Raw genomic sequence first — 12,814 nt, 5'->3', positions numbered from 1 at the left:
CTCGCTACCGTTACTTGCGGTAGCGAGGACAATAAAAGATAACAAAAGGTAACGTAATGAATAAGATAAAAAGTATATTTGCGATGAGTTTATTGGCAGCCAGTGCATTTAGTTTGGCTGAAGAACAACAGCGTTATGCGAGCATCACACATACCAGCTCAAATTTTATTAACCAAGGTTACTGTGGTTACTCATTTACTCTCGATAATGGCGGTAACCATATGGTTCTAGACCACGCAGAGTTTGGCGCGCTTGAGCTAACGCTGCGAATGAAAGATGGGCAAGGAAAAGTATTAGGGGATACGGTACTGGGAGTGGAACCTTTTGGCGATTCTAGTGCAACTCGTGCCACTTTTGCAGGATTGGAAATTCCGTGTGAGGATGTTGCTGAATTTGAAGTGGTTAAAGCGGTGGAAGATCAAAATGGTCGTAAGGTTGAATTGCCGCTATCGATCTTTGAGGCTAATAATCCAGAGCTGGCGAAGATGTCGGTGGTAGGGAGAAAATAATTGTAGTTGTATTCATTCTATCCTAAACGGAGATCACTACAATCAGCTTCTTATATTAAGTTGAGAGTCTGACTGGATAGTATCAATACTACCCAGTCAATTTTTGGTAGTGAAAACTAATATGTGTATTAGCTCAGATTTGCTCTGGCATAGTTGTAACGCAAAAATAAATTTAATCTGTCAGACCGCTTTGGGTCATGAGAAGTAGACTTTGCTTTTTTTTCGCTATATCAATCATAGGGAAATTAATGGGTACTATTAATTGTTAATCGGCATTACTATGTTTTGCTTATGCCTCATGAATCAAGTGACAGGAGTTATGACATGGATATCAATGAGTTTCCATCGGGAGTAATAGAACATCTTGGCTGGTATGTATACCGCCTAATTGATCCACGGGATGGAAGTACCTTCTACGTGGGGAAAGGGAAAGGGAATCGTGTATTTGCTCATATGCGTGGTGAGGTCGCCGCGGCTGACGATGATGAATTACTTAGCAACAAACTCAAGCAACTTCGAGAGATAAGATTGGCTGGTCTTGAGGTTATCCATGTAATCCATCGACACGGTATGGCTGATGAAAAGACAGCTTATGAGGTTGAAGCCGCACTTATAGACGCCTATCCCGGTTTAACTAACATCGTGAACGGTGCTGGCAGCAATGAATATGGTGCTGCGCACATCAAAGAGTTAATCGCAACATACCAACCTGAAACAGTCGTGTTCCAACATAAAGTCCTCATGATATCTGTGAACAGAAGTTCAAAGGATGTAGACCTATATGATGCCGTACGTTTTAGCTGGCGTGTAAGTGTTGAGCGTGCCCGTAAGGCTGAAGTTATACTGGCTACAGTTAGAGGAATCGTAAGGGGGGTATATGTGGCTGATGAGTGGCTCAAATCTACCCGTGAGAATTTTCCTGAGATATCTTCATGGGATGCAGATGATGAGTTTGAATCTACCCAAAGATCCCGTTTTGGGTTCCGCGGAAGAGTAGCATCTCCTGATATATTACAGCTATATCTAGGTAAAAAAATTCCGGATGATCTGAGGAAGAAAGGTGCTATATTTCCTGTGAAATATTCTCCTGGCTTTTGATTTCTGAATGGGGTGGATTTCTACTAATAGCCGCTTTTCGCCTTTGGTCGCTCATAGCAGTTTGTTCCGTGAAAAAAGCTGAAGTGTCGTAGTTTTAAAAGAATTCTCATGTAGTGGTCAACTTTTGTCGACCACTACCCATAACTATACCTCTTCAGAACCACGTCTCATGAGGATTTAGCACTAATCTTAACTCACTACCTGATCGAGTTGCTCAAGTGCTGAAATCATGGTTTCTACTGTTACTCGGTCAAATTCAGCCCTGCCATCTTCCTCATGCGTACCTTTATTAAGGTAGCGCCACTCACGTGATTCCCCACTAAGTCCGGTCAGAACATTAATTGGTACTAATACCGTATTTTTATTTTGATTATTAAAATCAGCTTTATTAATCTGCTTTTTTAACTGCTCAGACAGATTGCGCAACTCAATAGGCGCGGTTGCTGACCGTAGCTTTAGGCTTAGATTACCGTCACCATATTTATTTACATAGCGCCAAACTTTCCCCTTCATCAGCGATTCAAGTGACTGCCTGCATTTGGCAAGAGCCTCCCGAATTTCATTGCGCTCGTAATGTTCCCGCGCAGAAAGAATATAGTTCCTAGGTGCGCAGTGGAAATCCACGCGAATATGCAATTCGTCCTGACGTGGTAAGAAGCTGAAAGTTTTGGACTGAGCAGCAATCTGTGCTGGCAATAAATTCTGGATATCTTTGAAAAACTCCTCCCCATGGCAAGCCAGAATGATCTGCTTTTCGGCAAAGAAGGTGTCTTCAAATAGCGTTCTTCGAATAGATTCTCTGTGATCATCATCAATAGCATTAACTGGATCATCAAATATCAAAAGTGGGCATTTCTCATTAATGTTTTTTGCCAACAAAATTGCCAGCCCTATGCAGCGTACATGCCCTTCACTAAGAACGTGTAGGGCATCGAAATATCGCTCAGGATTATTTTGGAATGCCACCTCTAGCCGCTGATTTTGTATAAGGGGAAGTTTGATTCCCGATAGCTTTTCTCCAGGGGGATCATTACGGTTAAATGCATTATATAGAGTAACCACGATATCTCCGAGATTCTCTATCAATTGCTGAGGTAAACTCTCTTTATAGGAATTCAGTTGTAAAACAAACTGAGCATAAGCGATTGATATTGCATTGTTTTTCGTTACTATCACTCCCTCACTAACAACCTCATCAATAAGCTGCTTGTTTTCTGTTTCAAAATTATCAATCAACAACTGATCAGCTGCGATAGCCTTTTCTATCGTGCTTCTCTTTGTCTGTAATATAGTTATCTGCCGCTCTGATTCACGTAGCCTCTCGAGTTCTTGCTGTCGGGATTTTCGCAATTTTGCTGCTTCTTCTATTTCTTTATCACCTTCTTCCAGCTGTAATACCTGTTTTTCTAGAAGAGTCCAGGGAGAGATACCTTCTTCTGTTAACTGGTGCAGAGCACGCCATAAAGCAATGCCATTTTCTTCCCGGAATCTATCGAGAACATTTTCATGTGGAAGAAACTGGCAACAAGTACTAACAACTTGTGATACTCGGTACATTAGCTGGCTGATTGACTTTTCGAGTTTAGCTATTACGCCCTGTAAGACCGATAAAAACTCAAGCTTATGCAGTTCCTCGCCGGCATGGGTGTAAGGGTTTTTTACAGTTTGTTGGAGCGGGGTATTGCATGCAGGACACTGCTCAGGGCTGCTACTCTGTAGCTGGACGACTGCTTCAAATAAATTCTTAAACGAAACCTGCTGACTAGCTTCTACCAGTTGCTTTTGTTTCCCATCAAGATCTGTAAGTGCCATTTCAATAGAGTCTCTTAATTCCTTCAATATGACACTGGTCATGTGACTCTTGTTTGAAATGGGTGTCAGTAACTCTGTCTCAAGTTGCCGGATGACCCCGATAGTTTGATCAACTCCTTTTAATTCAGCTACCATTTGCTGAAATGATTGACCTTCTCGATAGCCAGAAGCCAGAGTTTGTTCTTCAGAAGTTAGTCCTTCCAGAGCTGCCTTACCCTTTTCCAATTGTTGGGTAGCCCCTTCGAGAGTGCGGCGTTTTTCTGCCAGCTGAGCGGCTTTTACACCAGTTAGATCGATATACCTGGCATCAATATCTGAAGTAAAATTTCGCACAAAATCATTAAATGCATCGAGTCCGAATAATGTTGAGATAAGTTCGGTCTGCTTTGCTGGGGCCAAAGCTGCAATTTTTGAGAAGCTATCGATTCTATTTTTTTCAACGAAGCAAAAACGGTACTGTGCTTCGTTAACTTCAATTGCAATATCTTTCCCTTGATCTCCTACACCAGTAATCACAGGAGCCGAAAACTGATTGACATGTGCATTTTTAAATAATCACTTTGATTACGAAAGCGCTTACTTTCAGCCTCAGCAACGCTGCCAAGTAATGTATATTCAAGCGCTTCGCAGAAACTAGACTTCCCAGTGCCATTGGGACCATATATCAGCACCAGACGTGAGTCCAGATCAAATTCTTCCTGCCTAGCAAATCCTCTAAACGGTCCAACTGACATTCTTCTGAGCCGACTAAAAGTGGAAAGATGTTCGGCGTTATGCTCAGGTAATGGCTGAACCTCTATACTGAGATTATCCCAGTTGGACTGTGCCAGATCGACAATGCGTCTAACTCGATGCCCCTGTGCCGTTCCCAGCGGCGTAATATCATCTAGATTATCCCACACAAGATTTGCCACTTTTCTGACGCCATCGGGTACATCTGCCGTGTTTAAGGTTTGAAAAAAGCGCAAAAATTCGCTGCTGATCATCATGAATCCTTTTTAACTTTTTGTTTTCTCGAATTGTTTTAAACAATAGAAGATACACTTTCAGCTTAAGGACTCAAGTGATCTGCAAAGCAAATTTTCAATATAGTCTGAATGGCTGGCGGATTTACATGGATATTGCATTAAAATACTTCAGGATTCCGCTAAAAGTATTATCTATTGATGAGCAAGAAAAATTGTATTAGCTACTGTCTCCTTTTATTTTTCTGAACTAACCACCAATAAAGGTCAGGTTAACCTTTTTAGTATTCGAGAAGGAGAGAATATATTGATGTTGCACAGACACTAATATCTGATAACTTATAAGCTTGTGCTGTTCTGCCAGCATCACGATTACTTGTATTAGATAGCCATCAGGAAAAGTAAGAATTTCATCTGTTGGTACATGCGTTGGTATAAATAAATTTATACTTTTTTATTTTAATTTAGATCATGAGGTTAAGTATTATGTGCGAGTCCGGCCTTCGCACCATAAGAACATCAAGAGGCATCAATCGACGTCTTTTTTGTATCTGAAATCCAGTGCTTGCAAGGCTTGTCCTTACTTTTGATGCTAAGATCAACTCAGATCGATTACCTGCATGCCCAATCATGTATCGGGTGATTTGGTGCTGAGTTTCAACAAAGCTTTGATAGCCTATTTATTATACCCATTCCGTTTTTAAGTGCCTAAAACGCGTTTGATTGGCGCATTGTCCCAGCAATTGCCTTGTTGAAATAAACTTTGCTTTAACTGGTTAACTTATTTATCCATAGTAAATTTACTAGCACTTATAGCGTTAGTAGCTTTGAGTACGGAATAGCTCTGGTCAAGGGAAAAACTAGTCTCAAATTAAATTCTGCACTGAAATTACGTCGAGTTTGCATTGTCATATAGGTCACCTTGAACTAATAACACCTCTATTCAGGTAGCCAATTGACTATGACACTTCAGTCCGTATATCTTCTCTCAATATGCTTTATTGATATCAGATAGGAGGCAACTCGTTTTCTTTTTGTTCCCCACAAATAAAGTAAGGGCCAAATGCACTGGAAAAGAGATACCTTCCAGGGGAGATTTGATTAATCTTCGAGTAACTGGTTGTACCAAAAGAAAATGCTTTTAAATAGTGATTGAATACTTCATCACTCACATTATCATTTTTTGCCTTTCTCACTAATGTAATTTTCGTTTTGATATTATCGATTTCATCAATAGTCGAGTTAGTATAGTGAACGACTCTATTCACGGAATAGGTTTTATCCGTGGAAATTGAACCAACCAACTTTATATAGCCGCTATTATCCTTTTGATGGACGATCCTTAAGTCAATTTCATATCCAGCTTTAGGGTATAAGGGAGACTCAAAATTTGAGTTAATTTGTGCACTACAGTATTTGTTGTCCTCTACAGTCACAGAATAAAAAAATAGGCCAACTGACAATAATGCAATGACACACAATAAAATAGTAATTTTTCTCATTCTTAACCTACCAATTTATTCGAGTTGAAATACATATTTTATTATCTTCGCACTTAGTCAGTAGGGTTTGTTTTTCTACTTGAGCATTACTATGGTTACTGTAGTAATAAAAAATGGCACTGTTATTACATTGTAAATTAAACTCTTTTACATGTTTATCAATATCTTTTGAATTACTTTTATCGTCAAAATTACTGTTAAATGAATAAACAGGGCATGACCCTATTGTACTGACAAGGTACGTATTAACTTTGTCAAAGCTTAATGCACCAAAAAATAAATTATACATTGAAGCCAGTGTTAAAATGACGCTTAAGCCAAGTATAATTTTCAATGAGAAATTACGCTTTAACGTATAACATACTCGGGGTTTAGCTATAACGGAAGATACCGCGACTTGATTATGTGTATTAAGCTCAATTAAAGGTAGTTTATCCCTTCCATCAAATTTTTCTGTATCTCCTTTTTCTTCACTATGGCGAACAAGCTCGGTGTTACGTTGTGTAATAATGAGTTCTGAAGATAAAATAACACCTTTTTTAGGAATATTTAAAATTGCATTATCTATCTCAAGGTGCTGATAAAGTAGTTTTCGCAGAGCACTGATATATTGGTTTAATGTATTAATTGAGGCAGTCAAACCATGCTCATCCCAAACTTTTTTTAAAAGTTCTTCTCTTGGGATGATCATGTTATTATTTTCGACTAATACTCTGAAAATACGATTTAAAATAGGTGTAAGCTTGGCCACTTCGCTGTTTGAGCCTAGCTGAATTATCTCACCAGTTTCAGAATCATATTCTATACAATTGTTCAATATATATATCATTGTTTATAATTTTTACTCTGTTAAAAATGATTTTTAAGTTTATAAATTTCACTTACAGTCAGTCTGTTAATTATATTAAGCACTACCTCACGATTTTACAACACATTGATTTGTGGTTTTCTTAATCTAAAGCATGAATGATTGATTTAACAATTAATATGAATAACAACCAAATTATTACACGAAAATGGAGTGATGTCAGTTAGAAAGGAAGGTTTTCAAAGAGGTGGGCTAGCTGTTTAGTCTAAAAAAATAAATTTTTTAGACTTATAGTCTTAAGTTTTAATAAAGTTTGGTTTTTTAATTCGATTTATAAGAAGTACTTTTTTACACCTAGAATACTATAGTCATATGATCCTACTCTGGGGAAAATTAAAGTTTAATAAACAATGGGTTACCTGTTTTCCGTGTTTGTATCTACTTTGAGTTACACTAAATAATCCCCTCTACATTCCAACATTTCTGTTGAAATGATTCATTTATTCCATTTCCTTGTTTTCTTTAGACAGAAAGAACGAGTAAGTAAAATCACCTTTATAGATGAGCTTTGTTAGGCTTTAAAATTTAGCTACGGTACTAATATGACAGAAAAGCAAAAGTCTTATTTACCCCTTCAGTTTCTTTGTAGGTAGTCTTAAAACAAATATCTATTTTATCAACTAAAACTAAAGGTAATATTTATTCTATAGTGTAATTGTCATATTTTGATTATCTATATAAGTTATTTTAATAAAGTTATCATATATCTTTTATTGAATAACTGTAACAAATTGCAAGTATGATAGGTGAAGATATGAGTACTAAATATTAAATCTGACAATGTTAACGAAAACATAATTTATAACGTGATTAACTAAATTTATTCAACCTATTGATATATAAGGTTATAATAACTTATAATTAATTTTAATAGGTTATAATATATATTTTTATATTTTTCAATAGGTCATACCTATCTAAAGGCTCGCTTTTCATTGCTTAAAACACTTTTACTCCAATATTGGATAAATCTATAGTAAGCGACATCAAATGAGTTGAGTTAAAAAATACTCCTCCGTTAAATGACTTATTATTATATTAGAATTTATTATTTAGAATCTGGCTATGGTTTTAAGCTAATCGATTATTGATTAAAATATATTTTTAGGAGACTTGGCTATGTTTGTAGAAAATGTAGATAAGATAAAAAGTGAAGTTAAATATATCAATGGATTAGATATTACAAAAGAAACAGGTAAGTTTTTAAAATCAGCTAGAATAGAAAAGTGTTTGTCTGGTACTGAAGTTGGAAAATTATTATACCTGAGTCAACAGCAAGTTTCTCGTTATGAGAATGGGTTGTGTAATATATCGATCGATATGCTAAATAACTATTTGCATGCACTTGGCAAGGATTGGTCTGATTATTATTACTACGTTATTGCAAATAATTTTTCGAACAAAATTTAATTGTCTAATTTTAAATTTTAAATTTTAAAATTGATTTCCTTAATTAGAGTAATTAAGGGTTTTACTCATGCCTATAAATAGGTATGAGCTTAGTGTCAATGTTAATAATCATTCGGTTATTAATTTATTTTAATTTATATAGGTAAATATATGAAAAAGTTAGTTATCGCAACAATGGTTTTTGGTGCAATGAGTGCGTCAGCATTAGCAGTTGATGCAGGTACTGGTAAAGTTCATTTCAGTGGTTCAATTATTACAGCGCCATGTTCAATTGCACCAGGTGATGAAAACCAAGAAGTACCATTAGGACAAATTTCTAATACAACACTTGAATCAGGTGGTATGTCTTCAGCTCAACCATTCGCAATTAAACTGGAAGGTTGTACTTTAAATGCAAAATATAAAGGTACAAATGAAGATGGTGAAGAAGTTGAATTAACTTACAATAATACTGTTAATGTAAAATTCACCGGTACTGAATGGGTTAATTCTGGTAATAATACTGGTTTAATTCAAATTACTGGTGATGGACAAGGTGCTGGTGTTAAATTAATGACAGTTTCAGGAAATAAAATTGACCTGAATAGCTCTACAACCCAAAATTTTGTTGCAGGAGATAATTCACTAAGATTCCAAGCTGCTTTGCAAGGTGTTTCAGGTGCACAAGTTAACCCAGGCAAATTTGAAGCAACTACAAACTTTGTTCTTTCTTATAACTAAGTTTCTGCAAAATATTAAGTGCTGACCTATCAGGAAAACACTAAATACTAAATAAAGGACATACCACCAATGATTGTTATCAGGAAAATCACGGGCTTCCTAATTTTATTAATTATAGGAGCCAATAACTCTTTGGCTGATAACAATACTATTATTGGTAAGGTAAATATGCAAGGAAGCATTTTAGAAACAGCATGTGCTATTTCAATGGACTCTTATGACCAATCAATAGATATGGGTGTAATTCCAATGAGTCTTATAAATCAATATGGTAATAGTCCAATAAAGTATTTTTCAATTAAATTAATTGGTTGCCATTTAGAAACGTTATCAGGAAAGCATTGGAATTATTTCACATTAACATTCGATGGACCAGCCAAAAATAATTTGTTCGAATTATTTGGTCACGCAAAAGGAATATCATTGTCTCTAGAAGATGAAAAAGGAAATTTAATATATCCCAGTATTCCTCTTAAAGAACACTCAATAATACCTGGGGAATCAAACTTAAAATATGGTGTGAAGCTTATGAGAAATGGTTTATCTCTAAAGTCAGGTGGATATAGAACAACAATAAAATTTAAAGTTGATTATCACTGAAGATATTTGAAATTTATTTTTGGGTAGTCAGGAAATTAATATGCCTATTAAGAAAAATAAAATACGACAATATATATTAAAAGGCTTGATCATATCAATGCTCTATAGCAGTATGCTGACTACCACATTTGCTAGGGTAATTGAATTTAATACTGATGTATTAGATGTAGAAGATAGAAACAATATTGATTTAGAACAATTTAATCGTATTGGATTTATTATGCCTGGTACGTATAACTTGAAAATTAATATTAATGGTCATTCATTATCTGAAATGTCAGTTATATTTAATGAAAGTGAAACTTCAGATTCAGGTAGTGTGGCTTGCCTTTCCCCAGATATTGTCGAAAGATTAGGGTTAACAAAAGAAGCCTTAAATAAAGCATTATGGGAACAGGGTGGCCAATGCTTAAATTTAAATAGTTTAGATGGTATGTCTGTTGAAGGGGATCTATCTACCTCTTCACTTAATATTAATGTCCCTCAGGCCTATTTAGAACAAATTTATGAAAACTGGGACCCTCCTAGTCGTTGGGATCATGGTATTTCGGCTTTATTATTTGACTACAATATAAATGGAGCAATTAACGATTCGCTTGAACAAGATCAAACATCATCATCTTTAAGTGGAAATGGTGTAGCGGGTGTTAATTTAGGAGCATGGAGATTCCGTGGTGAATGGCAATCTCAAATCAATCGTACAACTGGAGAACAAAAAACAACTCAACATAATTTTGATTGGAATCGTATCTATGCTTATCGAGCGATAGCCGCTTTGCAAGCAAAATTAACTCTAGGTGAGGATTTTTTAAATTCAGGTGTATTTGATGCATTTAAGTTTATTGGGCTTGGATTGCAATCTGATTTGAACATGCTGCCGCCTAACTTACGTGGTTATGCACCAGAAATAGTTGGAACAGCAAAGACAAATGCCACAATTACTATACGTCAGCAAGGAAGAGTGATTTATGAAACACAGGTCGCTCAAGGCCCATTTCGTATTCAAAACCTCAGTGATGCAATTACAGGAAAAATGAATGTTACAGTTGCTGAGCAAGATGGGACCACACAAACATTTGATGTTGATACCGCCAGTCTGCCCTTTTTAACACGGCCAGGTCAGGTTCAATATAAATTTGCAACGGGAAAACCTATTGATAACCAAGGCCACCGTCAAGGCGTGAGCTTCGGTATGGGAGAATTTTCATGGGGAGTCAGTAATGGCTGGTCATTATTTGGTGGAATATTAGGTAGTCAAGACTATAAATCAACATCTATTGGTATTGGTCGTGACCTGTTGGTTTTTGGCGCGCTTTCATTTGATATCACGCAGTCTATTGCAAATATTCCTAACGATGGTTCGTTAAAAGGTAAATCTTATCGTCTGAATTATTCAAAGCGTTTTGAGGAATATAACAGTCAAATTAACTTTGCTGGTTATCGTTTTTCAGAACGAGATTTTATGAATATGAGTGATTTTTTAGATTTTCGAGTAACAGGTATGCGTTATGGCTCTAGCAAAGAATTATATACGTTATCAATTAATAAGAACTTTATTGAAAGTGGTCTTTCTTTGTACTTTAACTATAACCACCAAACCTATTGGGACCGACCAGCCAATGATTATTACAGCTTAATGCTATCAAAATATTTTGATATAGGCAGTTGGAAAAATATTAGTGCAACTGTTTCCGCAAATAGGCAGCAAACAGACTCAAAAAGTGACGATAGCATTTATTTTTCAGTCTCTATACCTTGGGGAAGCTCTGCAAGCCTCGGTTATTCGATGGATATAAGTCATGACAATGTTTCAAATAATGCATCCTATTTCGATACATTAACAGAAAGAATGAATTATCAATTTAACATCGGAAACAATCGTAAAGGCGCGACAACAAGTGGGTACTTTTCATATCAAGGAAATGATGCTTGGCTTTCTACTAACGTTAGCTATGCGATGAATCAGTATCGTGCCGCTGGGTTTAGTGCAAATGGCGGATTAACAATAACACCAGAAGGTGGGGCATTCCATGGTTCTAGCCTTGCAGGGGGAACTCGGCTCTTGGTTGATACAGATGGTGTTCCTGATATTCCTATTCGTGGCTCAGGTATTGCAGTTAAAACGAATTTATTTGGTAAAGCAGTCATTAGCGACATGAGTAATTACAACCGAAATAATATACAAATTGATTTAAATAACTTACCCGATAATGCAGATGCGCAGCAGTCAGTGCAACAAGCAACATTAACGGAAGGAGCCGTCGGTTATAGACACTTTGATGTGTTATCAGGATTAAAAGGTATGGTCGTTATCAGGTTAGAAGATGGGACATATCCCGCTTTTGGTTCCCAAGTTAAAAATAGTAAAGGGCAAAACACCGGTATTGTCGGCGACGAAGGGAATACCTATTTGAGTGGAATTAATGCCGATGAAGTAATGCGAGTAAATTTATCTTCTAACCAAGAATGTAAAATTGTTTTTCCCAAAAAGTTGGATGACTTATCGGGAGGGTTATTGGCACTTTGTGTTCGAGAAAATCACCAATAATCTAATGTCTAAATAAAGAAAAAGTAAAGGTATATAAATTATGAAATATAAATTATCCCACAGTTTATTAATAGGGCTATCCAGCATTTTATTGGCAAACATGTCTTTCGCTGGTGTTTCTTTAGATCGCACTCGCATTATTTTTGACGGTAATCAAAAATCTGTCACTTTAAATATAAACAATAATAATCCTGAGCTACCTTACTTAGCTCAAGGTTGGTTAGAAAACCAAACTGGTGAGAAAATTACTAAGCCATTAGTTGCGTTGCCACCAATTCAACGTTTAGAGCCTAGTAAATCTAGCCAAATTAAAATTGATTTAATGCCAACGATAAACGAGTTACCACAAGATAGAGAAAGCCTATTCTATTTTAACTTGCGCGAAGTGCCACCTAAAAGTGATAAAGATAATGTATTGCAAATTGCGTTACAAACGCGAATAAAATTATTTTATCGCCCAGCAGCTATCGTTCCAAAAGATGATGAAAAACCATGGCAAGAAAAAATCACATTAGAGAAATCAGGACATGAGGTCATTGTCAAAAATCCAACGGCATATTACGTCACAATTTTAAATGCATTTTCAGACAGATTAAAAACCGATCCAAATGATTTTGCTCCAATAATGATCGCACCATTTGGTAGCGAAAAATTAGGTGTAAGTACAAGTGTTTTAGGTAATAACCCCGTACTGATTTATATCAACGATTACGGTGGTAGACCTGAATTACATTTCCGCTGTCAAGAAATGAACTGTCAAGTAGAAGAACAGAAATCCTGAT

General features: G+C 36.2%; 11 protein-coding genes and 1 pseudogene. 7 read left to right on the top strand and 5 right to left on the bottom strand.

The window, feature by feature from the left end; genetic code table 11:
• Positions 1-56 precede the first annotated feature (56 nt).
• Complete coding sequence (locus RB151_RS19995; protein WP_071548662.1) at positions 57-509, top strand: IrmA family protein; 453 nt, start codon at positions 57-59, stop codon at positions 507-509.
• 324 nt (positions 510-833) lie between these two features.
• Positions 834-1,607: an LEM-3-like GIY-YIG domain-containing protein gene (locus RB151_RS19990; protein WP_071548661.1), complete on the top strand. Its 774-nt coding sequence runs from the start codon at positions 834-836 to the stop codon at positions 1,605-1,607.
• Between the two features lie 189 nt (positions 1,608-1,796).
• Here the strand turns inward: RB151_RS19990 and RB151_RS19985 are convergent, their stop codons facing one another.
• From RB151_RS19985 to RB151_RS19975, 5 genes and pseudogenes are all read right to left on the bottom strand, one after another.
• Positions 1,797-3,935 (bottom strand): chromosome segregation protein SMC, encoded by a 2,139-nt coding sequence (locus tag RB151_RS19985; protein WP_237071492.1) that lies wholly within the window; start codon positions 3,933-3,935, stop codon positions 1,797-1,799.
• Positions 3,932-4,408 (bottom strand): AAA family ATPase, encoded by a 477-nt coding sequence (locus RB151_RS24475; protein WP_237071489.1) that lies wholly within the window; start codon positions 4,406-4,408, stop codon positions 3,932-3,934. Before RB151_RS24475 ends, RB151_RS19985 begins: the two co-directional genes overlap by 4 nt.
• Positions 4,409-5,004: 596 nt before the next feature.
• Positions 5,005-5,159, bottom strand: a pseudogene (locus RB151_RS23800) (IS3 family transposase); the annotation flags it as partial.
• A gap of 232 nt (positions 5,160-5,391) precedes the next feature.
• A complete protein-coding gene (locus RB151_RS19980; protein WP_042845652.1) occupies positions 5,392-5,886 on the bottom strand; it encodes a FidL-like protein in 495 nt (164 codons plus the stop codon).
• 7 nt (positions 5,887-5,893) lie between these two features.
• The gene (locus RB151_RS19975) at positions 5,894-6,715 is read right to left on the bottom strand and encodes a winged helix-turn-helix domain-containing protein (RefSeq protein ID WP_080972687.1); all 822 of its coding nucleotides are present in this window, start codon (positions 6,713-6,715) and stop codon (positions 5,894-5,896) included.
• 1,158 nt (positions 6,716-7,873) lie between these two features.
• On the opposite strand from RB151_RS19975, the gene RB151_RS19970 reads away from it, so the two are divergent.
• From RB151_RS19970 to RB151_RS19950, 5 genes are all read left to right on the top strand, one after another.
• Entirely contained in the window at positions 7,874-8,164 is a 291-nt protein-coding gene (locus tag RB151_RS19970; RefSeq protein WP_048605919.1) for a helix-turn-helix domain-containing protein, read from the top strand.
• A gap of 150 nt (positions 8,165-8,314) precedes the next feature.
• Positions 8,315-8,884, top strand: coding sequence for a fimbrial protein (locus RB151_RS19965; RefSeq protein ID WP_042845650.1), 570 nt, complete (start codon positions 8,315-8,317; stop codon positions 8,882-8,884).
• Between the two features lie 132 nt (positions 8,885-9,016).
• Positions 9,017-9,484, top strand: coding sequence for a fimbrial protein (locus tag RB151_RS19960; protein WP_129466554.1), 468 nt, complete (start codon positions 9,017-9,019; stop codon positions 9,482-9,484).
• 40 nt (positions 9,485-9,524) lie between these two features.
• Positions 9,525-12,032 carry a fimbria/pilus outer membrane usher protein gene (locus RB151_RS19955; RefSeq protein ID WP_071548660.1) on the top strand — a complete coding sequence of 836 codons (2,508 nt, stop codon included), beginning with the start codon at positions 9,525-9,527 and terminating at the stop codon, positions 12,030-12,032.
• 40 nt (positions 12,033-12,072) lie between these two features.
• Positions 12,073-12,813 carry a fimbria/pilus periplasmic chaperone gene (locus RB151_RS19950; protein ID WP_042845648.1) on the top strand — a complete coding sequence of 247 codons (741 nt, stop codon included), beginning with the start codon at positions 12,073-12,075 and terminating at the stop codon, positions 12,811-12,813.
• The last annotated feature ends 1 nt before the right edge of the window (position 12,814 follow it).

Origin of the sequence: Providencia rettgeri (genome assembly GCF_001874625.1) — a bacterium.
In the GTDB taxonomy this organism is placed as follows: domain Bacteria; phylum Pseudomonadota; class Gammaproteobacteria; order Enterobacterales; family Enterobacteriaceae; genus Providencia; species Providencia huashanensis.
Note: the sequence above shows the minus strand (reverse complement) of the source record. Positions and strands in the feature narration are given on the sequence as shown.

Bases quoted from the DNA above. Each gene is read 5' to 3' on its own strand.
- RB151_RS19955 (WP_071548660.1), top strand. From the start codon at position 9,525: ATGCCTATTAAGAAAAATAAAATACGACAATATATATTAAAAGGCTTG.
- RB151_RS19950 (WP_042845648.1), top strand. From the start codon at position 12,073: ATGAAATATAAATTATCCCACAGTTTATTAATAGGGCTATCCAGCATT.
- RB151_RS24475 (WP_237071489.1), bottom strand. From the start codon at position 4,408: ATGATGATCAGCAGCGAATTTTTGCGCTTTTTTCAAACCTTAAACACG.
- RB151_RS19975 (WP_080972687.1), bottom strand. From the start codon at position 6,715: ATGATATATATATTGAACAATTGTATAGAATATGATTCTGAAACTGGT.
- RB151_RS19965 (WP_042845650.1), top strand. From the start codon at position 8,315: ATGAAAAAGTTAGTTATCGCAACAATGGTTTTTGGTGCAATGAGTGCG.
- RB151_RS19990 (WP_071548661.1), top strand. From the start codon at position 834: ATGGATATCAATGAGTTTCCATCGGGAGTAATAGAACATCTTGGCTGG.
- RB151_RS19970 (WP_048605919.1), top strand. From the start codon at position 7,874: ATGTTTGTAGAAAATGTAGATAAGATAAAAAGTGAAGTTAAATATATC.
- RB151_RS19995 (WP_071548662.1), top strand. From the start codon at position 57: ATGAATAAGATAAAAAGTATATTTGCGATGAGTTTATTGGCAGCCAGT.
- RB151_RS19980 (WP_042845652.1), bottom strand. From the start codon at position 5,886: ATGAGAAAAATTACTATTTTATTGTGTGTCATTGCATTATTGTCAGTT.